26 protein-coding genes are annotated in these 20,635 nt (G+C 72.8%); 15 read left to right on the plus strand and 11 right to left on the minus strand.

The features are described 5' to 3' along the window. Positions 1-182 precede the first annotated feature (182 nt). From J4557_RS23685 to J4557_RS51050, 3 genes are all read right to left on the minus strand, one after another. Positions 183-995, minus strand: coding sequence for a maleylpyruvate isomerase family mycothiol-dependent enzyme (locus J4557_RS23685; protein ID WP_208268930.1), 813 nt, complete (start codon positions 993-995; stop codon positions 183-185). Then, a complete protein-coding gene (locus J4557_RS23690; protein WP_208268931.1) occupies positions 992-1,699 on the minus strand; it encodes a mycothiol-dependent nitroreductase Rv2466c family protein in 708 nt (235 codons plus the stop codon). The genes J4557_RS23685 and J4557_RS23690 overlap by 4 nt, the downstream gene beginning before the upstream one ends. A gap of 135 nt (positions 1,700-1,834) precedes the next feature. Next, complete coding sequence (locus J4557_RS51050; protein WP_279576159.1) at positions 1,835-1,957, minus strand: hypothetical protein; 123 nt, start codon at positions 1,955-1,957, stop codon at positions 1,835-1,837. A 437-nt stretch (positions 1,958-2,394) separates the two neighbouring features. Between J4557_RS51050 and J4557_RS23695 the strand changes: the two genes are divergently transcribed. The 4 genes from J4557_RS23695 (at position 2,395) to J4557_RS23710 (ending at position 5,074) form a co-directional block, all read left to right on the plus strand. Further along, the gene (locus J4557_RS23695; protein WP_208268932.1) at positions 2,395-3,930 is read left to right on the plus strand and encodes an SDR family oxidoreductase; all 1,536 of its coding nucleotides are present in this window, start codon (positions 2,395-2,397) and stop codon (positions 3,928-3,930) included. Positions 3,931-4,024: 94 nt separating this feature from the next. Beyond that, the gene (locus J4557_RS23700; protein WP_208268933.1) at positions 4,025-4,243 is read left to right on the plus strand and encodes a hypothetical protein; all 219 of its coding nucleotides are present in this window, start codon (positions 4,025-4,027) and stop codon (positions 4,241-4,243) included. Then, positions 4,240-4,614 (plus strand): CoA transferase, encoded by a 375-nt coding sequence (locus tag J4557_RS52220; protein WP_208268934.1) that lies wholly within the window; start codon positions 4,240-4,242, stop codon positions 4,612-4,614. The genes J4557_RS23700 and J4557_RS52220 overlap by 4 nt, the downstream gene beginning before the upstream one ends. 4 nt (positions 4,615-4,618) lie before the next feature. Further along, positions 4,619-5,074 carry a hypothetical protein gene (locus J4557_RS23710; protein WP_208268935.1) on the plus strand — a complete coding sequence of 152 codons (456 nt, stop codon included), beginning with the start codon at positions 4,619-4,621 and terminating at the stop codon, positions 5,072-5,074. Between the two features lie 166 nt (positions 5,075-5,240). Here the strand turns inward: J4557_RS23710 and J4557_RS23715 are convergent, their stop codons facing one another. After that, positions 5,241-5,651: a hypothetical protein gene (locus J4557_RS23715; RefSeq protein ID WP_208268936.1), complete on the minus strand. Its 411-nt coding sequence runs from the start codon at positions 5,649-5,651 to the stop codon at positions 5,241-5,243. A gap of 109 nt (positions 5,652-5,760) precedes the next feature. On the opposite strand from J4557_RS23715, the gene J4557_RS23720 reads away from it, so the two are divergent. Beyond that, positions 5,761-6,438, plus strand: coding sequence for a TetR/AcrR family transcriptional regulator (locus J4557_RS23720; protein WP_208268937.1), 678 nt, complete (start codon positions 5,761-5,763; stop codon positions 6,436-6,438). A 194-nt stretch (positions 6,439-6,632) separates the two neighbouring features. Here the strand turns inward: J4557_RS23720 and J4557_RS23725 are convergent, their stop codons facing one another. Then, on the minus strand, positions 6,633-7,091 hold the full coding sequence (locus J4557_RS23725) for a PaaI family thioesterase (protein ID WP_208268938.1): 459 nt from the start codon (positions 7,089-7,091) through the stop codon (positions 6,633-6,635). Positions 7,092-7,242: 151 nt separating this feature from the next. On the opposite strand from J4557_RS23725, the gene J4557_RS23730 reads away from it, so the two are divergent. After that, entirely contained in the window at positions 7,243-7,704 is a 462-nt protein-coding gene (locus tag J4557_RS23730) for a pyridoxamine 5'-phosphate oxidase family protein (RefSeq protein WP_208268939.1), read from the plus strand. Positions 7,705-7,904: 200 nt separating this feature from the next. On the opposite strand, the gene J4557_RS23735 is transcribed toward J4557_RS23730, so the two are convergent. Beyond that, positions 7,905-8,639, minus strand: coding sequence for a hypothetical protein (locus tag J4557_RS23735; RefSeq protein WP_208268940.1), 735 nt, complete (start codon positions 8,637-8,639; stop codon positions 7,905-7,907). A gap of 117 nt (positions 8,640-8,756) precedes the next feature. Between J4557_RS23735 and J4557_RS23740 the strand changes: the two genes are divergently transcribed. Continuing rightward, positions 8,757-9,374 carry a TetR/AcrR family transcriptional regulator gene (locus J4557_RS23740; RefSeq protein WP_208268941.1) on the plus strand — a complete coding sequence of 206 codons (618 nt, stop codon included), beginning with the start codon at positions 8,757-8,759 and terminating at the stop codon, positions 9,372-9,374. An 80-nt stretch (positions 9,375-9,454) separates the two neighbouring features. Here the strand turns inward: J4557_RS23740 and J4557_RS23745 are convergent, their stop codons facing one another. Both J4557_RS23745 and J4557_RS23750 read right to left on the minus strand, forming a co-directional pair. Next, entirely contained in the window at positions 9,455-10,768 is a 1,314-nt protein-coding gene (locus J4557_RS23745) for an SGNH/GDSL hydrolase family protein (protein ID WP_208268942.1), read from the minus strand. 128 nt (positions 10,769-10,896) lie between these two features. Continuing rightward, on the minus strand, positions 10,897-11,763 hold the full coding sequence (locus tag J4557_RS23750; protein ID WP_208268943.1) for a LysR family transcriptional regulator: 867 nt from the start codon (positions 11,761-11,763) through the stop codon (positions 10,897-10,899). Between the two features lie 73 nt (positions 11,764-11,836). Here J4557_RS23750 and J4557_RS23755 point away from each other — a divergent pair, with 73 nt between their 5' ends. Beyond that, positions 11,837-12,481: a LysE family translocator gene (locus tag J4557_RS23755; RefSeq protein ID WP_208268944.1), complete on the plus strand. Its 645-nt coding sequence runs from the start codon at positions 11,837-11,839 to the stop codon at positions 12,479-12,481. A gap of 21 nt (positions 12,482-12,502) precedes the next feature. On the opposite strand, the gene J4557_RS23760 is transcribed toward J4557_RS23755, so the two are convergent. After that, the gene (locus tag J4557_RS23760) at positions 12,503-13,357 is read right to left on the minus strand and encodes a helix-turn-helix domain-containing protein (RefSeq protein WP_208268945.1); all 855 of its coding nucleotides are present in this window, start codon (positions 13,355-13,357) and stop codon (positions 12,503-12,505) included. A gap of 138 nt (positions 13,358-13,495) precedes the next feature. Between J4557_RS23760 and J4557_RS23765 the strand changes: the two genes are divergently transcribed. From J4557_RS23765 to J4557_RS23780, 4 genes are all read left to right on the plus strand, one after another. Next, entirely contained in the window at positions 13,496-14,887 is a 1,392-nt protein-coding gene (locus tag J4557_RS23765; RefSeq protein ID WP_208268946.1) for an MFS transporter, read from the plus strand. Between the two features lie 211 nt (positions 14,888-15,098). Then, a complete protein-coding gene (locus tag J4557_RS23770; RefSeq protein ID WP_208268947.1) occupies positions 15,099-15,617 on the plus strand; it encodes a DUF892 family protein in 519 nt (172 codons plus the stop codon). A 9-nt stretch (positions 15,618-15,626) separates the two neighbouring features. Next, on the plus strand, positions 15,627-16,079 hold the full coding sequence (locus J4557_RS23775; RefSeq protein ID WP_208268948.1) for a pyridoxamine 5'-phosphate oxidase family protein: 453 nt from the start codon (positions 15,627-15,629) through the stop codon (positions 16,077-16,079). Positions 16,080-16,208: 129 nt separating this feature from the next. Then, positions 16,209-16,610, plus strand: coding sequence for a hypothetical protein (locus tag J4557_RS23780; RefSeq protein ID WP_208268949.1), 402 nt, complete (start codon positions 16,209-16,211; stop codon positions 16,608-16,610). A gap of 124 nt (positions 16,611-16,734) precedes the next feature. Here the strand turns inward: J4557_RS23780 and J4557_RS23785 are convergent, their stop codons facing one another. Further along, positions 16,735-17,304: a DoxX family membrane protein gene (locus J4557_RS23785; RefSeq protein WP_208268950.1), complete on the minus strand. Its 570-nt coding sequence runs from the start codon at positions 17,302-17,304 to the stop codon at positions 16,735-16,737. Between the two features lie 387 nt (positions 17,305-17,691). On the opposite strand from J4557_RS23785, the gene J4557_RS23790 reads away from it, so the two are divergent. Beyond that, the gene (locus J4557_RS23790) at positions 17,692-18,393 is read left to right on the plus strand and encodes a response regulator transcription factor (RefSeq protein WP_208268951.1); all 702 of its coding nucleotides are present in this window, start codon (positions 17,692-17,694) and stop codon (positions 18,391-18,393) included. Positions 18,394-18,490: 97 nt separating this feature from the next. On the opposite strand, the gene J4557_RS23795 is transcribed toward J4557_RS23790, so the two are convergent. Next, positions 18,491-18,904: a hypothetical protein gene (locus tag J4557_RS23795; protein ID WP_208268952.1), complete on the minus strand. Its 414-nt coding sequence runs from the start codon at positions 18,902-18,904 to the stop codon at positions 18,491-18,493. A gap of 253 nt (positions 18,905-19,157) precedes the next feature. On the opposite strand from J4557_RS23795, the gene J4557_RS23800 reads away from it, so the two are divergent. Together J4557_RS23800 and J4557_RS23805 are read left to right on the plus strand one after the other, a co-directional pair. After that, complete coding sequence (locus tag J4557_RS23800; protein ID WP_208268953.1) at positions 19,158-19,574, plus strand: HPF/RaiA family ribosome-associated protein; 417 nt, start codon at positions 19,158-19,160, stop codon at positions 19,572-19,574. Next, positions 19,571-20,590 (plus strand): Acg family FMN-binding oxidoreductase, encoded by a 1,020-nt coding sequence (locus J4557_RS23805; protein WP_243776249.1) that lies wholly within the window; start codon positions 19,571-19,573, stop codon positions 20,588-20,590. The genes J4557_RS23800 and J4557_RS23805 overlap by 4 nt, the downstream gene beginning before the upstream one ends. The last annotated feature ends 45 nt before the right edge of the window (positions 20,591-20,635 follow it).

The raw sequence follows: 20,635 nt of genomic DNA on the forward strand, positions 1-20,635 counted from the left end.
GTTTCCGCGCCGTTCTCGGGTCGCTGCTGATCACGCGGAAGCGCCCCGGCGCGGTGTTCCGTACCGGCGGCCCACCTCCTTCGTGACCGTCACGGGCGGCCGGACTCCCGCGTTGGCGAACCTTTTGCCGAGCCGACCCGGAACGCATGCGGTCAGCGGGGGAACGGCCGGGGAAGCGGTCCTCAGATGGTGAAGGCCAGGTTGTCCAGGATCCGGCGGCCCAGCTCCCGGTCGCCGGCGACCTCCACCTGGTCGTGCACGGCGGTGCGGCCGCCGCAGAGCCGCAGGAACAGCGTCGAAGGCAGACGCAGCTCCGTCGTCGCCGGGCCGCCGCGGCCGTCCACGAGCCGCGCGCGGCCGTCGACCTCGACCGCCAGGCTCCGCCGGACCGGTCCGGTGAGGTCGATGAGGACGGTGCTGCCGTCCGGAGCGGCGGCGCGCTTGCCGACGACGTACCCCAGCGCGCGGGCCGCCTCGTCGACGGCGGCGTCGGCCGCCGGGCCGTCCTCGTTCCCGGGCGCGCCGACGGCGGCGCGGACGTCCTGCTCGTGCATGTAGCAGTCGTAGATCCTGATCTGCATGAACCGGCCGTAGGTCGCCTGGCCGGCGGGCGTCCGGCTCGGCGCGTCGAACTCGGCGTCGGACATCCCGGCCAGCATCGCGGCGCGGCGGGACGTGACGTCGCGGAACCGCGCCAGCATCGCGGCGGGCTCCTCCTCCCGCAGCGCCATGACCCACTGCTCGTTGAAGGCCGCGATGTCGTTGCGGACGTGCGGCAGCGCCGTGACGTCGATGTCCGCGGCGGGCACCGGCTCGCCCGCGAGCATCGACTCCGTCCCGATCAGATGCGCCACGACGTCGGTGACCCGCCAGCCCGGCAGGCAGGTCGGCCGCGCCCACTCCGCGCCGGTGAGGCCGGTGAGCAGCCGGTCGAGCGCCGCCCACTCGCCGACGAGCACGTCGATCACGCGCTTCCGGTCCGCGTCCCCGTTCATGCCGCACCGCCCGCCGTCGAGTCCCGGGGTATGTCGATGACCTTGCCGCGGTCGACGCTGACCCAGTCGCGACCGCTGAGGTAGGGCTGCAGCGCCCGATGGATGCGCTGCCGCTCCGCGGGGCCCTTGGGCCGCTGGATCTCGAAGAGGTCGGGGAACTCCAGCATGCCGGTGACGGTCTCCCAGAGCCGCACGGCGCGGTCGCCGGCGGGCGGGTCGATCAGCACCGGCCCGAACAGGCACTGGCCGTCGGGGAAGAACAGGGTGGGCACACCGAAGCCTCCGGCGTCCACCACGCGCCGGTGGTCGGCCAGGACGTCCTCGTGCGTGCCGGCGTCGGCCAGGGCCTCGTCCAGCGTGGAGGCGCCGAAGCCGAGCTCGTCGAGCAGGCGCCGCGCGACGGCGGGATCGTGCGGCCTGCCGCCGCGCACGTGCAACTCGGCGCCGATCGCGCCGTACCACGCGTCGAGCGCCGCCATGTCGCGGCGCCGCAGCAGCGCGCCGATCCGCATCAGCGACCAGCCGTACGACCACGGCCGCTCCCACGGGTGCTTCTTGCCCTCGGCGCGGTTGATCTCCTCCAGGCTGAAGAACCGCCAGCCGACCTCGATCCCCAGCCGGTCGCGCACCTCGCGCATCCAGACGGAGGTCGCGTAGGCGAACGGGCACATCGGGTCGAGATGGAAGTCCACGGCCGTGGTCATGCGCACTCCCGGAGGCCGGCGGCGAGCACCTGTGTGCGGCGCGACGCCGTGATCGACACTGCCCGCAGCGTACTCCGCCAGGCCGCCGCACGGCACGACGAGGTCGAACGCCTCCTCACCGTCCGCACGGACGGGTCACGGGGCGGTCGTGCGGCCGGCTCGGGCGAGCACGGCGGGCGACAGCCACCGGCGCAGGAAGGGGCGCGGGTCGGTCCCGGTGGCCTCGGGCACTGAGAGGTAGGAGTAGAGCAGGCGCATGAAGAACTCGGAGAGGCCGGTGAGCTCCTCGTCATGGCGGCTCCTCTGGCCGACCGGTCGGCTCGGGAGGGACGCCGCCCATCTCTTTGGCGGGGCGTTGGGGACCAGGCCCGCGGGAGCAGTCGCGGCCTTGCGCGTCAAGCGGCGTGGCTTCGCCGGCAGTGCCGTTCTGCGTCGTCCTTCGACTCGTTCCCGCTCCGACGGTCCATTTCTTCGCTTTGCGGCGAACTTAGCGAGAATTCCATTGGGATCACAAAAAATGCCAGCCTATGACCTGCGGAAACTCACCGTATGAGGCTGGGAAGAAGGCTCGAGTTGGACCACGGCGGGCAAAGACCGGGTCGGGCCGTGCTTGCCCGCACGGGTGCCGGGTACGGGCCGTCCGAGGTCGAGGGGGGGAGCAATGATCAGAGCCGAACTCGTTCCGGCCGCGGGCGATGTCGCCGCCCGCTGAGACGGGCGGCGGGCGCCTGTGCCTGGTCACGGGGGCCAGCGGCTACATCGGCGGCCGGCTGGTGCCCGAACTGCTGGACGCCGGTTACCGCGTGCGGTGCATGGCGCGTTCACCGCAGCGGCTGCGGGACCATCCCTGGGCCGACCGGGTGGAGATCGTCCAGGCCGACGCGACCGACCCCGAGTCGACCCGCCGGGCCCTCGACGGGGTGGACGTCGCCTACTACCTGATCCACGCGATCGGCGGCCCGGGCGGGTTCGGCGAGACCGACCGCCGCTCGGCCCGCACCTTCGCCGCCGCGGCCCGCGACGCCGGCGTCGGGCGGCTGGTCTACCTCGGCGGGATGAACCCGGAGGAGGACCTCTCCCCGCACCTGCGGTCCCGCGCCGAGGTCGGGCGGATCATGCTGGACGCCGGGGTGCCCGCGGTCTGGCTGCGCGCCGCCGTGATCATCGGGTCGGGCTCGGCGTCGTTCGAGATGCTGCGGTACCTGACCGAGCGGCTCCCGGTGATGGTCACGCCGCGCTGGGTGCACTCGCGCATCCAGCCGATCGCGATCCGGGACGTCCTGCACTACCTGGTGGCGTCCGCCGGACTTCCCGCCCGGGTCAGCCGGGGCTTCGACATCGGCGGTCCGGACGTCCTCACCTACCTGGAGATGATGCGGCGCTACGCCGCCGTCGCCGGGCTCAGGCCGCGCCTCATCATCCCCGTGCCCGTGCTGAGCCCGTGGCTGTCGAGCCTGTGGGTCGGCGCGATCACGCCGGTCCCCGGCCGTCTGGCGCGCCCGCTCGTGGAGTCGCTGCGCAACGAGGTGATCTGCCGCGAGCACGACATCAGCCGGTACATCCCGCCGCCGGACGAGGGCCTGACCGGGTTCGACCGGGCGGTGTCCCTCGCGCTGCGCCGCGTCCGCGAGGCGGATGTGGCCACCCGCTGGTCGTCGGCGAGCGTCCCCGGCGCCCCCAGCGACCCGCTTCCCACCGACCCGGCCTGGGCCGGCGGAAGCCTCTACACCGACGAGCGGTCCCGCACCGTGGACGCGCCGCCGCAGCGGCTGTGGGACGTCATCGAGGGCATCGGCGGCGAGCACGGCTGGTACTCCTTCCCCCTGGCCTGGGGCGCCCGCGGCGTCCTGGACCGGCTCGTGGGCGGGGTCGGCCTGCGCCGCGGCCGCCGCGACCCGCGCCGGCTCCGGATCGGGGATGCGGTCGATTTCTGGCGCGTCGAGGAGATCGAGCCCGGGCGCCTTCTGCGGCTGCGCGCCGAGATGCGCTTGCCCGGCCTGGCCTGGCTGGAGCTGTCGGTGTCCGAACGCGACGGCCGCGTCCGCTACTCGCAGCGCGCCCTGTTCCACCCCCGCGGTCTGCTCGGGCACTGCTACTGGTGGGCGTTCAAACCGTTCCACGACCGCGTCTTCGGCGGCATGGGCGAAGGCATCGCCCGCGCCGCAGAGAACGACGGTCGGGTGAAGCCGAGCGGGCACGCGAAAAGCCGGTACAGCGTGTCAGGGCGGTGAGACGGTGTCCGCCGGCGCCGCGCCCCGGCCCGCGCGACCTCCTCGGCCGCCGGGCTGAAGACCTCATTGGCCGTCGCGATCTGGCTGGACCGCCGTGTCCTGCGCCCGTCCGGACGACCCGGCGCTCCTCGGCGCGCTCGCCGGTGCCGACGTCGGCGACGACCCGTGGCCGGCGGTGACGGCCTGGCTGCGCGAGCACACCGGCGCCGACCTGGCCGAGCGCGCCGAGCTCCCGGAATCGCTGCCGGGCCGGTGCGCGGCGTCCCGGCGGCGCCGTCCCCCGTCCCGGTCGCGGCTGCGCCCGGTCCGGTGAAGGACGGGGCGCAGCCGTCGACCTCAGCGCGTTGTGGGGGGCCACTCTGCGCGCATCTCCTCGGCCTGGCGGGGGCGCGCATCGTCAAGGTCGAGACGCCCACCCGCCCGGAGGGGGCCCGGTACGGCGACCCCGGCTTCTACCAGCTCCTGTACGACGACCACCGCTCCGTCGTGCTGGACCCGGCGACCGCGGAGGGCCGCGGGGCGATGGCGGCGCTGGTGGAGGCGGCCGACATCGTCATCGAGGCGGTCCCGCCCGCGCGCCCTCGCCCGGTTCGGGCTGGACGCCGACGCGGCCGTCGCCGCCGGGACGACCTGGGTCTCGATCACCGAGAACGGCCGTGCGTCGGAGCGCGTCGGTTTCGGTGACGACGTGGCAGCGAGCGCCGGGCTGGTCTGCCGCGAACCGGACCTGTCCCCCGTGTTCTGCGGCGACGCCGTCGCCGACCCGCTGACCGGGCTCACCGCGGCGCTGCTGGCGGCGACCGCGCCGCCGGGGCGCGGCGTCCTGTGGGACGTGTCGATGTCCGCCGCCGTCGCGGCGACCCTCGATCCGGGTCCGCCGGTCCCGGGCGTGCCGGCGCTCCGCGGCGGCGGCGGGTGGGCCGTCGAGACGGCGGCCGGCCTCGTCCCGGTCGCCTCCCCTGAGCACCGCGAGCCGGACGGCGACGCGCCCGCCGCCGGCGCCGACACCGCCGATGTGCTGCGGGGACTGGGATCGCGGTCCCGTGAGGCCATGGGCGTGGCGGCGGCCCGTCCCGTGCGGGCCGCCGCAGGTCGGAGGACGCGACGCCTTGGCTGCGGCGCTCCGCGCGGCCGCACCCGATGAGACCGGGTGGGTGCGCGGCGTCGGCTACACCGAGAGCGTCGCCGGGGAGCTGGACGCGGCGCAACGCGCTGCGCGCCGACGTCCCGGCCGCCGACCGCGGCGACCTGTACCGCTGCGGCCGGCTCGCCGCCGCGGGCGTGCCGGTCGCGGTGTCGAGCGACGCGCCCTACGGGCCTCTCGACCCGTGGGCGGTGATCGACGCCGCGTACGCCGCCGCACCCGGTCGGGGGCCATCGTGGCCTGAGGCGAGGCGATACCGGCGCGCACCGCACTCCGGTCCTACCTGACGCCGCCCGGCGATCCCGGCGGACGCGTGCGGGACGTGCGCCCCGGGGCTGCCGGCCGGGGCGCACGACCAGCCCCGTGCCCGGCTCCCCGTCGCGCAGTTCCGCGACGAGCGCGAGCGCGTGGTCGGGACCGGGGCCGCGACCCGGTAGGCGCCCTGGACGACGAGGATGTCGGCGAAGCTCACCGCGGCGGCCCGCACCTCGACGACGACCTTGCCGGGGCCGGCGATCAGCTCGGGGATCTCGTGCACCGTCAGGCCTTCCAGGGAGCCGTGGACGGTGCAGCGCAAGGCTAGAATAGCATTCTCAAACAAATGAGTGATACTCTCAAATCTATTCGCAATTCACGCGGTGAGACTGATAGGAACAGTTCCGAAATCGTGCAGTAAGATTCTTGAAATGACACAGAGGACGGATCCGTCCGCGAGCGCACCGGCCGAGGAACCAGCCTGGAAGCAGCGGGCGGTAGAGCGTTCCACCAAGGCCGCCAAGCTCCGCGCCGAGCAGCGGGTGGAGCGCTTCCTCGACGCGGCGCAGGCGATCATCACGGAGAAGAACACCACCGACTTCACCGTGCAGGAGGTCGTGGACCGCTCACGGCAGTCGCTGCGCAGCTTCTACCAGCACTTCGACGGCAAGCACGAGCTGCTGCTCGCCCTCTTCGAGGACGCCCTGCGCCGGTCGGCCGAGCAGATTCGGGCCGCCGCGGCCGGGCAGTCCGATCCGCTGGTTCGGCTCAAGGTCGCGGTCACGCTGCTGTTCGAGCTCTCCCGTCCCGACCCGTCCGCCCAGCGCCCGCTGTTCACCGACTTCGCGCCGCAGCTTCTGGTCTCCCACCCGGCCGAGGTAAAGATCGCGCACGCCCCGCTGCTGGCCCTGTTCACCGAGCTGATGACGGAGGCCGAGGCCGCCGGACAGCTCCGCGGGGAGGTCAGACCGCGCCGGGCCGCCGCCCTCGTGATACAGACGGTCATGTTCGTCGCCCAGTCGAACGGCGTCTCCGAGGACGAGAACGCCCACCCGATCGAGGCCGACGAGGTCTGGGACTTCTGCACCTTGGGGATCGCCGGCGACTGACCCGAGAATTCTATTCTCAGATCTGGAGAGCCTGACCATAGCCGGGGCATGTCCGATCTCTGGAGCGATTTCCTGGCATGCTTCGACCTCGCCGAGGCGCCTTCGGCCGGCTCGCCGGCGCCGAGGGCGGGCCCATCATGTTCGAAGGGCCGAACCAGCGGCTCGGCCACCACCGCCTGTTCGGGGCCAGATCCTCACTGGTCGGGTCGTCCCTCCACGCAGATCAAGGTCTGCTGGCCGGCCGCCACGAGCTTGCGCCGCTCCTCGCGGACCGCGAACACCTCCAGCCGGCACACCGTCAGCGTCCGTCCGGGCCTGAGGACCGTCCCCTCCGCCTCGATGCGCTCGCCTTCGGCGGGCGCCAGCAGGTTGATCTTGTATTCGACGGTCAGCACGGACGTGCCCTCGGGGAACAGCGTGAACGCCGCGTAGCCGCCGGCGGTGTCGGCGATGGCGCTGGTGGCCCCGGCGTGGAAGTACCCGTTCTGCTGGGTCACTTCGGGCCGGGTGGGCAGGCTGATGTTCACGCGTCCGGGCCCGATATGGGTCAGGCGGGCACCGAGGTGCCGCATCAGTCCCTGGCGGTCGAAACTGGCCTGGATGCGCGCCCGGACCGCGGCGTCGACCTGGTCCTGCTCTGTCTGGTCTTTCACCGTTCTCCTCGGCGGACGTTGCCGGCCTGGTGCCCCCGTACCGATCTTGGACGCTACAGCCCACTCGACCCGGTAGGCCCCGCAACCTCCCGGAGAGTCGTCGCGCCGGTTCCGGCGACGGATTGTCGGTGGCGGCTGCGAGGGTGCCCGGATGGCGACGTGGAAGCAGTTCGAGGAGGAGGCGGCCGACCTGGCCGCCGCGGTGCGGCAGCGGTTCGAGGCGGCGAAGACCCATGTCCTCGCGACGGTGCGCAAGGACGGTTCGCCGCGGGTGAGCGGTTCGGAGGTCGACTTCATGGGCGAGGACCTGTCGTTCGGTTCGATGCTGGGCGCGGTCAAGGCCCGCGATCTCCGGCGGGACGGACGGTGCGCGATCCACGCGCACCCCGCCGATCCCGAGAACGGCGGGGACGCCAAGGTCGCCGGCGTCGCGGTCGAGATCACCGACGCGGAGGAGAAGAAGGCCCGCGCCACCGGGGAGGAGCCGCCCGGCGACTTCCACGCGTTCCGGCTGGACCTGCGCGAGGCCGTCCTGACCTCGGTCGAGGGCGGACAGCTGGTGATCCAGGTGTGGCGCCCGGGCGCCGGCGTCAGCACCGTCCACCGCACCTGACCGGGCACCCGCCCGTAGCGGCGCGGAGCTCGGCGCCCGGCCCGGTGTCCTTGTGCGGGGCGCGGTCTTGCCGGGCGCGGGCCCTGACGAACCGGTCCGGTGACGTCGCACCGGGCCGGCTTCGCCAGGTGGCCGGTGGCCAGTGGCCGGTGGCCGCACCGGCATCCGGAGAGCATGACCGTCGCCGTGGAAGGGGCCGGTCAGGGCCGCATGTGCCAGTCGCCGGGCAGGGTGTTGCGCACGGCTCGGAGGGCTTCGGGGGTTCGCGTCCGGACCCAGATCCACGCTCCGGCGTGGTCGCAGATCAGCGCGTCGCGGCCGTGGAACCAGCGGACCGGCGGGCCGTCGGGGTCCGCCCACATCGGGTAGTCGGGGACGGCGAGGCGGGTGTAGCGGCGCTCGATGACGCCGGGATCGGCGTCGCCGGCCTCCCGGTTGTCGTGGTCGTCGCCGTCGGAGCCGAACAGGGCCTCGTACAGCACCATCTCGACGCAGGCGACGGAGAAGCGGTCGAGGAACGGCCGCCATGGTTCGGGCGCGGAGTAGGTGCCGTCGAGCTGGAAGATCACCGGCGGGTCCGGCAGGCGGAGGTCTTCGACCGGGATGCCCCACCTGGCCACGCCCTGGTTCTCCAGGCGCCAGACGAGGGCCCGGCCGGTCTCGTCGTAATGCAGCTGGTCAGGGCGGAGAAGGCAGTCCTGGTTGCTGGTCAGGTCTTCGCGTCCGCCGAGCAGCGCGAGCGCTTCTCTCAACGCCGCCGGCAGGGGCGTCCCGAGCCGTTGCTCGGCGGCGGCCAGTTCCTTCCGGTACCGGCCGTCGTCGCCGGCGAGGGGAGTCGACCACGCGGCGGCGAACCCGCGCAGGAAACGCCATGCCCGGGTGCGATCGCGGCAGGCGGCCGCCACCTCGGCGGCGACGTCGAATCGCTCGGACACGCCGCCGACTCTAGAGCCTGCGCGAGCACCGGATGCCGGGAAGACGGGCGCCCGACTTGACACCACCCTTACCCGTGGCGACGCTCTGCTTTTGGTGTCTCTACGTACCGTGACGATATGGCAAGTGCCGTCACACACCAGCAGGTCATCGACGTCGCGACCCGGCTGTTCGGCGAACTGGGGTACGACGGGGTCTCCCTGCACCTGATCGCGGACGCCCTGGGCACCAGCCCTTCGGCGATCACCGAGGCCGCGGGCGACAAGCGCGCCGTCTACCTGGAGGTGACGCGCCAGGCGTTCGAGAGCGAGCACCGCATGATGGAGGCCGTCGTGTCCCGCGCGGAGCCCGGGCAGCGCGCCCTGCACCAGATCGTCGACGCCTACCTGGACTTCCACCTGACGCATCCGCAGGTCCGCGCGCTGTGGGCCCATCGCTGGGTGGCGGACGCCGCCGACATCTCCGAACTCGAGGACCAGTACGCGCGCCCCTTGCTGACCATGGCCGCGCGCAAGATCCGCGATGTGGTGCCGCCGGACGTCAACGCCTACTACCTGCTCGGCACCATGGTCTGGTGCGTGCACGGCTACCTGGGATCGGGCGTGCTCGATCGCTCCAAGGGGATGCGGAGCCCTGACGATCCCGAGGTCATCGCCTCCTTCCGCGAGCACCTGCATGTGCTGATGGAGCGGCTGCTGATCCCGCAGGAGCTCGTCCCCCCGCGCGATTCCGGCTGAGCCGGGTCCGGACGGCGTTCGCGGCCGCGGGCGCCGGTCTCGCCGCAGGGTTCTGCGAGGGCGGTCCGGCGACGTGGTGCTCACAGGGCCGCCAGGTCGACGGCGTTCGCTATGGCCTGGTAGCCGGCGTCGTCGGGGTGCAGACCGTCCATGAAGACGTAGCCGGGGCGGGGCATTCTCTGGTCGGCCGGGTCGGACATCGCACGGTCGGCGTCGATGACGGCGTCGTACTCATGGCTGGTGCGGATCCAACGGTTCAGCTCTTCGCGGAGCTGCTCCACCTTCGGCGTCCAGAACGGGAACAAAGCACCCTTCATCGGAGGGAGCGTCATGCCGACGGCCCTGACGCCGTGGGCGTGGGCGGCGCGGATCAGGGCCCGATGGCCGTCGATCAGCTGCTGTGCGGTCACCTGCGGGTTCGGGCGCACGCAGGGATCGTCCACCTGCGGTGCGCCGATGTCGTTCGCCCCCAGATGGACGATCACGGAGCGGACGCCGGGGCGGCCGAGGACGTCGCGGGTGAACCGGGAGATCCCCTTCTCGCCTCCGCAGGGCGAGCTGTTCAGCAGCTTGTTCGAGCCGATGCCCGCGTTGACGACTCCGAGCGGGCGATGGGAGGCGATGAGCCGTTCCTGGAGGTCGTCGGGGAACCGCGCGTCCGCATCCTTGGTGGCTCCGACCCCGTCGACCAGGGAGTCCCCGAAGACGACCACCGAGCCGCGCGCCGGTGCGCCCGCCACCTCGACACCGGTGAGGTAGTACCAGGAGGACGTCGACTCCTTGAAGGCGTCCGCGCCGACGTCGCTCAGGTGGCCGCCGTTCGCCCGGAACGAATCGATCTGGGCGAAGCGGTGGAAGGTGGCGGGGCCGGTCGGGGCGGTGAGGCGCAGGGAGATCGCGAGGCGTTCGAGCGGTGACGCCGGCAGCGCGACCGGGTCGCTCACGAGCTCCCCGCCGGGCGGGATCACCGCCGTCGCGGCGTGGGCGAAGGTGATCGGCGTGATCGTTCTGGGCCACACCAGGGCGCCCCCGGCGGATCTGCCCGCGGTCGCGCCCGCGATCCGCAGCGGCTTCGTCCCGAAGGCGTTCGACAACCGGACGCGGATCCGGGTGCCGCCGATCCCGACCCGGACGACCTGTCGCACGGTCTGGCCGGCGAACCCCCGCGTCGACCAGTTCGGTCCGGAGTCCTCGTCGCCCGCGACGGGCGCCTGCGCGGCGGCGCCCCAGGCGCTCGTCCACCGCGCGCCCGCCGCGGCGGCCTCGTTCGACCGTGCGGAGACCTCGCGGTGGGATGTCGGGGCGTGCGCGATGCCGACGGCCGCCAGCGCGGCGACGACCGGCACCCCTACAACGATCTTGACGAGCCGGGGTGCGGAGAGACGAAGGTCCATGCCGTCGATCCCACCGGCCCGGGGCCCCCGCCCGCATCACGGCGAGCAACACTCTTTCAGGTATGGCTGCCCCTACCTGCCCTCCACACGACCACGAGACCGCGCACCGGCGGCCCCGCCGGGCCGGTTCACACGGCCCGGCGCAGGGCGTCCAGCAGTGCCGCGGTGGCCGGCGGGTCGGGCGGCTCGCCGTAGGTGGCCGCGTACACCCGCCGTGTCGCCGCGGGCACCTCGGTGGCCTCGATGCCGGCGCCACGATGGGCCCGGAGCGCCAGGCCCGGCACGGTGGTGACGCCCAGTCCGGCCGCCACCAGGGACTGCATCACCACCATGTCGTCGGTGCCGTAGGCGATGTCCGGCGTGAACCCGGCTCGGGCACAGAGTTCCAGCAGGTGGCCGCGGCAGCGTTCGCATCCGGCGATCCAGCGCGCCTCGCGGTGCGCCGCCAGGGTCCCGTCACCGGACGGTGCGCGGGTGACCAGGAAGGTGGGATCGTCGAGCAGATGGTGCAGCCGGACCCCGGGTTCCTCCGACGGCGACTCGTCGTAGCGGAACACGACCGCGACGTCGACCCGGCCGGCGCGCAGCAGGCGCAGCGCCTCGTCCGGGTGCGTGTCGGCGAGGTTCACCTCCAGGCCCGGGTGGGTGCGGGCGAGCGCGGTCGCGGCCGCCGGGACCAGGGTGCTCATCGCCGAGGAGAAGCCGGCGAGCCTGACCTTGCCGGCGTTCAGGCCGACGTGGGCCGACAGCTCCGCTGCGGCGGCGTCGACCCGGCCGATGATCTCCACGGCGCGTCCGGCCAGCAGTTCGCCGGCCGGGGTGAGCCGGACGCCGCGGCCGGCGCGCTGCAGCAGCGCGGCCCCGGTCTCCGCCTCCAACCGGGCGATGTGATGGCTCACCGACGGTTGCGTGTAGTGCAGGTCCTTGGCCGCCGCGGTGATGGAGCCGGTCCGGGCCACCGCGGCGAGAACGCGCAACCGGACGAGGTCCAACATATTCACTCCGTCTATGGGTTCCCACGATCATAGGCATTGGACGTCATGAGTCGAAGGCCGCAGGCTGGACGCCATGGAGACCTCGATCCCCGCCTTCGCGTTCGCGGCGCTCGTACTGATCATGATTCCCGGGCCGGACCAGGCGCTCATCACCCGCAGCACGCTCGCCGGTGGCCGCGCGTGCGGGCTGCTGACGATGGTCGGCGGCGTCACCGGGCTCGCGGTGCACGCCGGCGCCGCCGCCGTCGGGCTGTCCGCGCTGCTGCTCGCCTCGGCGAAGGCCTTCGCCGCCCTGAAGATCGTCGGAGCCGCCTACCTGCTGTGGATGGCCGTGCAGACCCTGCGCTCGGCCGCCCGCTCACGCCGGGAGCCCGAGGAGGCGCCGGTCCGGCGGGGACGGCCGCGCCCCGCGAGCGCGCTGAGGCAGGGCTTCTTGAGCAACGCACTGAACCCGAAGGTGGCGCTGTTCTTCGTCACGTTCCTGCCGCAGTTCCTGTCCGCCGGGTCGTCGGCGAGCGCCGCACACGACCGGACGCTGCTGCTGTCGGCGGTGTTCGCGCTGCTCTACCTCGGCTGGTTCAGCCTGTACGTCGCCGCCGTCGACGGTCTCGGGCGGCTGCTGCGCCGGCCCCGTGTGAAGGCGGCGATCGAACGCGTCACGGGCGTGCTGCTGGTCGCGTTCGCGGTCAGGCTCGCGACCGCCCATTCGTCCAGCTGATCCGCCGCCGGGCCCGCCGGTTCAGGTTCGGGCGTCGCTGGTGCTGAGGGAGAGCAGGACCATGGCGTCGTGGTCGGGAGTACCCGGTCGGGCCTGGTAGACCGACATGCGCTGGCGGTCGGGGTCCAGGCGGAGGACCTCGAAGTCGAGGGTGAAGGTACCGACGCGCGGGTGGTGGAAGGTCTTGCGGTCGCTGCGGCGGGCGTGGACGTCGTACCGCTTCCACAGCGCGGCGAACTCGGGTTCCGCGCCGTTGAGCTCGTCAATCAGCGCGGTCAGAGCCGGGTCATGGGGGTCGGTGGCGGTCAGGCTGCGCAGTTGCGCGGCGCTCGTGCAGGCCGCCTTGTCCCAGTCGGCCAGCAGGCTGCGGGCGGCGGGATGCAGGAAGACGTAGCGGATGGTGTTGCGGCGTTCCGGCGGCCACTCGCCCATTCCCGCGAACAGCGCGAGCCCTTCGGGATTGGCCGCGAGCATGTCGCTCGTCCGGCTGAGGACGTAGGCGGGGCACGGGCGGAGCTGCTCCAGCATGCGCAGCACCCCGGTGCGGACGACGGGACGCTCCGGGATGCTGGACCGGGCGGGCGGGACGCGTCCTGCCGCATGGTCGGCGAGTGCGAGCAGGTGCGCCTGCTCCTCGGTGTCCAACCGCAGCGCGCGCGCCAGCGCCTCCAGGACGGCCGGGCTGGGGTTGGTCTCTTTCCCCTGCTCCAGGCGGATGTAGTAGTCGATGCTCACTCCGGCGAGCGCGGCGAGCTCCTCCCGCCGCAGGCCGGGGGTGCGGCGCAGGCCCGGGCCCGCGGGCAGGCCCACGTCCGCGGGGCGCAACCGGGCACGGCGGGCGCGCAGGTAGTCGCCGAGCGCGCTGCTGGAGGGCACGCGCCCAGTCTGCCAGCCGCCCGTTCCGCGTGGGTGGCCGTGTCACTGCCAGGAACACCACCGCCTTCAACCGGGAGGTTCCCGGGAGCACCGTGGATCCGTCTTCGATGCTTCGACCGTCTCCGAGGAGCCGCCCCGATGATCAGTACTGAGGTCGTCCCGCCCTCCGGCGGGGCCGGACGGCGGCCGGTCTTCGGCGGGCGGTTCGTCACCGCGGTGTCGCTCGGCTCGGTGCTGAACCCGATCAACTCGTCCGTCATCGCCGTCGCGCTGGTGGCGATCGGGGAGGCGTTCGGCGCGGGCGCCGACCGGACCACCTGGCTCGTCGCGGCGCTGTACCTGGCCACCGCCGTCGGGCAGCCCACCATGGGCCGCCTGGCCGACCGGCTCGGCCCCCGCCGCGTCCACCTCGCCGGCACGGCCCTGGTCGGCGCGGGCGGCCTGCTCGGCTGCCTGGGCTGGTCGCTGCCCGCGCTGGTCGCCGCCCGCGTGATCATCGGTCTGGGGACCTCGGCGGCCTACCCGGCCGCCATGGCGATGGTGCGCCGCCGCGCGGAGCGGCTGAACGGCGGCACGCCGGGCGGCGTGCTCAGCGCCCTGGCCATCGCCGGGCAGGTCAGCATGGCGGTGGGCCCGCCGCTGGGCGGGCTGCTGATCGCCGCCGGCGGCTGGCGGATGACGTTCCTGGTGAACGTCCCGCTCGCGGCCGCCGGCATGGCCGCTGCGCTGGCCTGGCTCCCCGAGGACGGCCCGCGCGACACCGGCGCCTCGCTGTGGCGCGCGCTCGATCCGGCAGGCGTGCTGCTGTTCACCGCCGCGCTCACCGCGCTGCTGGTGTTCCTGATGGACCTGGGCCATCCCCGATGGTGGCTGCTCGGCGCGTCCCTCGCCTCGCTGGCCGCGCTCACCGCCTGGGAACTGCGCGCCCGCGCGCCGTTCATCGATCTGCGGATGCTGGCGCACAACCGCGCGCTCACCACCACCTACGTCCGCTACGGCGTGACGATGCTGGTGACCTACTGCTTCGTCTACGGGTGGACGCTGTGGCTGGAGCAGGCCACCGACCGCTCCGCGTCGGCCGCCGGGATGCTGATGCTGCCGTCGTTCGTCGTGGCCACCGGTGTCTCCGCGTTCGCCGCCCGGCGCCGCGTCCGGCCGTCACTGGTCGCCGGAGCGGCGGCGCTGAGCATCGGCTGCGGCGGACTGCTCCTCCTCGACCACCGGGCCCCGCTGCGGGCGTTGCTGCTCGTCAGCGTCGTGTTCGGGGTGCAGAACGGCCTGAACATCGTCACCAACCAGGCCGCCATGTACGCCCAGGCCCCCGCCGAGCAGACCGGCGCGGCCGCCGGGCTCCTCCGCACGTTCATGTACCTGGGGGCGATCGCGTCCGCCGGCCTGATCGGCCTCGCCTACGGTCACCGCGCCACCGACGCCGGCCTCCACCGGCTCGCCGCCGTCCTCACGGTCGTCGCGCTGGCGCTCCTGGCCGTCACCGCCGTCGACCGCACCCTCGCCAAGAACGTCACATGACCTCACCAACCGGGGCGATCGGTTTCCCGCTGAAGGGATCGCCCGCGAGTTCGGCGGTGTTTGCACGCGAATCCCGGCGGGCAGGTCGAACTGGTCAACGGCCTCCGGGCGGGAGAACCGCCCGTCCCGGCGATGCCGTCCGGCGGAGCCCGCGCACCGACCGCCGCACCGTGACCGGAACAGGGAGAGTCCGAGCGATGAGAAGACGCCGATGACCGGCCTCGACCGGCAGCTCGTCACCGCGCTCAAAGACGTGCACGCGCAGGAGCAGCACGTGCAGGCGGTGCTGAGCGAGGCCCTGACCTCGGTGGCGGACGAGCCCGAACTGTGCCGCCCGCTCGGCCACTTCGCCGAGCGCGCCCACTTCTACAACAGGGCGATCGAGGAGAGATTGCACGCCCATGGCGCCTCTCCGTCCATCGTGAAGGACGCCGGAACGCTGTTCGCCTCGGTCGCGGAGGCGGCGTTCGGCCCGGGGCACCGCTCGGGCGCCGCGAAGTACCTGCGCGACGCGTACTCCGCCGTGCATCTGCAGATCGCCGCGGGCGAGCTGCTGCGGCGCCTGGCCGAACGCGCCGGCGACCCGGACACCGCACGCGTCGCCGCCGGCATGTGCGCCGACGGCCACGAGATAGCCGAACAGCTGTCGGGCAACTGGGATCTCGCCCTGGAAGTCGCCCTGCGCGGGCACGGCTTCGGCCGCCCCCGGCGCCACGGAAGCGACCCGTAACGGCGCGCCATGACCACCGGACTCCAGATCCTCGACACCGACGCCTGCCTGACGCTGCTGCGCAGCGTCGCGGTCGGCCGCATCGCCTGGGCCACCGACGACGGCACCGCGTCCATCCTGCCGGTCAACTTCATCCTGGACGGCACCACCCTGGTGTTCACCACCGCACCCGGCTCCAAAACGGACGCCATCCAGGCCCGCCGCCCCCTCACCCTCGAGGCCGACGACCTCGAACCGGCACTGCGAACCGCATGGAGCGTCATCGCCACCGGCCCCGCCGAGATCGTCACCGACCCCGCCGAGATTCAACGCCTCAAAACACTGCCGCTCGCCCCGTGGGTCTCCTCCCCCAAGCCGTTCTTCGTCCGCCTCACCCCCGAAAAGATCACCGGACGCCGCATCCCGCTGCACCCCGGCGGCGTCACCACCGAGCACATCGACCCCGGCGGCGAACCGACCTGACGAAGGCCGGACCGGTTCGGACCGGCAAGATCAAACCACGCGTACCGAGCTATATCCTGACCTGCGCAGATTTTGCCCAGGAAGATCGATCGGGGTGGCGGGACAGCGATGCCGACTCACGAGTGGACCATGGCCAATGATGAATACGGCTCGCGTCCGCGCCGCAGGCGGAAGGCCTACTTGATCATCGCCTTGGGTGCGGCGGGGCTCCTGGGACTGCTCGCCGTGCTCTACGTGAGCGGTGCGCCAGGAGGGGGTACCGCGTCCCTCGGCCCGAAGAACTACAGCACCCACGTCGAATGCGAGGTCAACACGACCGGATCGCAGGGCACGGTGACGATCAGCGGCACGATCACGGGCAACGCGACGAGGTACGCCGTCACCGTCGAAGTCTCGGATGCGGCCTCTCACCAGCGGATCGGCCTCCAGACCTTCGAGGTGCGAGGCACGAACACCTTCGGAGGAACGACCGCGGCGCAGGCTCCGATCGGACCCGCAGGCATCGAATGCAAGATCACCAAGGTCGCCTGAGACGCCTTCTCATTCGGCGAGTCGGTGGCGGCGGAGGAGGGCGGCGCAGGAGCAGGAGTACGGGTGGACACGCCGAGAGGCGCTCACCGGGGTGAGCGCCTCTCGCGGGTCTTCGCCTGTCAGGTCACTTCAGGAACGGCAGGCGCTTGACCAGGGGGACCTTGGCCCACCAGCGGCCGAGGCCGAGGGTGTCGCCGGCGCTGACCAGAGCCAGGCCGACGATCAGCAGCGCGTAGACCAGGTGGTCGTCCATGAAGAGGTTGTTCTCCGGGGGCAGCACCGCCGACCACATCATGACCAGCAGCGCCGCGCCGCCCGCGGCGGCGATCCGCATGCCGATGCCCAGGATCAGCGCCGCGCCGACGCCGCCGAGGCCGATCATGAACAGCCAGTCGGCCCAGGCCGCACCGGCGATGTCGTGGTAGAACCCGGCGAACGGGCCCTTGGGCGAGAACTTCAGGAACCCCTCGGTGGGGCTGCCGCCCTTGGTCCACGCCTTGGCTGCGGGGGTCTCGTGGCCCAGCCCGAACAGCTTGTCCAGGAACGCCCACAGGAAGACCCACCCCAGGGCCAGCCGCGCGACCGCCCACACGTACCGGGCCGCAGGCGACTCGGTCAGCGGCCTGGGAGTCACCACCCGCACCAGCGCGTGGTGACCGTGCCGGGTGTTCACCTTGTGCTCGGAGACCGCCATCGCGTCTCACCTTCCATCGCATCGCCTTTTCTCTTGCCACCCCGAACTCAACTCCACGGCGAACCCGCGCTGTAGGACCCTTCGACACATGAACGGCGGGACCTAGGTCCCGGGTTGTCCGACCATTTTCCATGGCCGCTCGGTGACTGTTTTCCGGCCATAGAGGCCGCGGCCTCTTTTAACGTGGTCCGATACTCGGGACGCCGTTTCATCGACCGGCGCCGCACTGGGCCGACCGCGAACGGTCGGCGGCCGATGCGGGCCTTCGCCGGTCCGATGGCCGGCGGGACGTTCGTCCCGGTGATCGCGGGACTTCCGCTGCCTGCGGGGCGGCCCCCTGCGGGGTAGCGTGCAGGGCACCACCACTGACTCGAGGGAACGATCACTATGACGGGGTCGGTCGACCAGAACGCGCCGCAGGAAACGAAGACGATCCGGGTGTTCCTGATGGACGACCACGAGGTCGTCCGCCGCGGCGTCGCCGCCCTGCTGTCCGCCGAGGACGACATCGAGATCGTCGGCGAAGCCGGAACCGCCGAACACGCCCTGGCCCGCATCCCCGCCGCCCGGCCCGACGTCGCCGTCCTGGACGTCCGCCTCCCCGACGGCGACGGCGTCAGCGTCTGCCGCGAGATCCGCTCCCAGATGCCGGGACTGGCCTGCCTCATGCTCACCTCGTTCGACGACGAGGACGCCCTCTTCGAAGCCGTCATGGCCGGCGCCGCCGGCTACGTCCTCAAACAGATCCACGGCTCCGACCTCGTCGGCGCCGTCCGCACCGTCGCCTCCGGCCAATCACTCCTCGACCCCCGCAGCACCGCCCGCATGCTCCAACGCATCCGCGCCCGCCAAGAGAAGAAGGACCCGCTCAAAGACCTCACCGAGCAGGAACGCCACATCCTGGAACTCATCGGCGAAGGACTCACCAACCGGCAGATCGGCGAACACCTCTTCCTCGCCGAAAAGACCGTCAAGAACTACATCTCCAGCATCTTCACCAAACTCGGCATGAGCCGCCGCACCCAAGCCGCCGCCCTCGCCGCACAACTCAAAGCCGACGCCGAAAAGGACCGCGGACGCCGCGGTTGAAAGGGCTCGCCGCCGCTGAGACGGAGGATTTCGTGCTCCGGTCTCCGTCCTGCTCCTGACCTTCCTCCCAGGGAATGGCCTGTCCTTTGGAGAGGACTCAGGCTCTGCCGGCGGTGGAGCGCGGGTTCTGGATTCGCAGTCCCATCTGGACCTTCCACATCGCCTCGGCCAGAGCGTGGAACTGGTAGAGCAGACGGCGCAGTACGGGGAGATCACCGGCGTCCGCGGTCGCGGCGGCGTGCTCAGCGACGATCGTCAGGCGGTTGACGCGGCAGGCCAGGAAGTGCGCGAGGGCTTCGCGCCGCACGCTGCCCGAGAGCGCGTCGAGCAGGACCGCCTCGGCGGCGTCCAGCTCCTCCAGCACCTCGGTGGTGGCGGCCCGGACGTCGGTTCCGGTGCCCCGTCCGTTCCGGGCGAGGAGCTTCAACCGGGCCAGCGCGGGCAGGCAGCGGCGATGGCGTTCTCGTAGGACGTCCTCAAGGGTGGTCGCATCCGCGGCGGTAACGCTCATGCGTCCACGATCGCGGCGGCGGGCCGGGCCACAGCAGGGCGGGAGGTCCCGGTCCCCGTGACGAAGGTCCCGAAGTTCGCGGCCGGCGGGCGCGAGCGCCCATCGGGACTTTCGGACCGAAGGCCCCTCGGCCGGAGGACCAAGGTCCCTGGGGCGGCGATGATCGCCGAGGCCATCGTGGAGGAGCAATCGAGCCGGGACGGTTCCACCGGGCGTCCGGACGAGCCGTCCACCCGAGTCCTCAGGAGAAGCCATGCCACACCAAACCCGGTCCACCGCCGGGTCGCCGACGGAGGCGTCTCCGGCACTGCCGATGTCCTTCTCCCTGTCGGGCGGCGTCGACGCCGACCAGGTGCAGCGGGCCCGCGCGGTGTTCTCCCGGCTACTGGCGCACGCCCACGAACCGGTCCTGTCGGTCCGGGCGGCGCTGACGCTCGCGCCCGCCCACGGCAGGTCGTCCGCGGCGGAGGCGTCGGTGCAGGCCGACGTCAACGGCCGGCGCGTCCACGCGCACGCCGAGGCCGCATCGCTGCACGAGGCGATCGCCGTGGCGGCGGATCGGCTCGAGGTCCAGGTGGCGCGTTCCGCGCGCGACTGGGAGTCGCGCCGGGGACGGCATCCGCGGCCCTCGCGCGGTGACGGCGGCGCACCGGCCCCCTCCCGGTCATGACCGGGGCGCGCACGTCCGGGATGCCCGCGACGCAGGACCCGCTGGCGAGCCCGGAGGGTGTGCGGCGGCTGGTCACGGCCGCGATCGCGGCGCCGTCGGTGCACAACACCCAGCCATGGCGGTTCGTCCTCTCCCGCGGCGCGCTCGAACTGCACGCCGACGCCTCGCGGCGGCTGCCGGTCATCGACCCGCGCGGCCGTTCGATGACGATCAGCTGCGGCGCCGCGCTGCTGAACGCGCGCCTGGCCATGCTCACCACGGGCCACCGCCCCGACGTACGGGTGCTCGCCGGAGACGCGCACGACTCCACGCTCCTGGCCGAGATCCGGACCGGTCCCCGGGTCACCGCCCCGACCGCCGAGCGGCGCCTCTACGCGGCGATCCACACCCGGCACAGCAACCGCATGCCGTTCGCCGCCCGGCGCGTCCCGGACGACGCGTGGGCGGCCCTGGCCGCCGCCGCCCGGACGGAGGGCGCCGAGCTGTGGCCGGTCGACCGCCACGCCGTCCCGGAGATGCTCGACCTGGTCGGAGCGGCGGAGCGGCGCCTGGAGTCCGACCCGGCCTACGGGGCGGAGCTCGACCGGTGGACGACCGACCGGCACCGGCTGGACGGCGTCCCGCGCTACGCGTTCGGTCCCGCGGCGAGCGGGCACGGCGTCCGGGCGCGGGACTTCGCCGCCGACGGCACCGCCGGCGAACCGGCGGACTTCGAACGGCAACCGCAGCTCGCGGTGCTGATGACCCGCGGCGAAGGCCCCGCGACGTGGCTGAGCGCGGGACAGGCGCTGCAGCGGGTGCTGCTGACCGCGACCGATCTCGGTGTCGCGACCAACCTGCTCACCCAGTTGCTGGACGTGTGGGACATGGACCGCCGCGCCGCCGCGCCCCGGTACGGCACGGGGCGCCACATCCAGGCGATCGTCCGCGTCGGGTACGGGCCGAGGGCGCCGTCCACTCCGCGCCGTCCCGTCTCCGACGTGCTGGAGACCGCCCCGCCCGGCACCCGCGGCTGACCCCGCCCGAGCTCCCCGAACCGGCACCAGCGAACGAAGGAAGAC

This window comes from Actinomadura nitritigenes (genome assembly GCF_017573545.1).
GTDB lineage: Bacteria > Actinomycetota > Actinomycetes > Streptosporangiales > Streptosporangiaceae > Spirillospora > Spirillospora nitritigenes.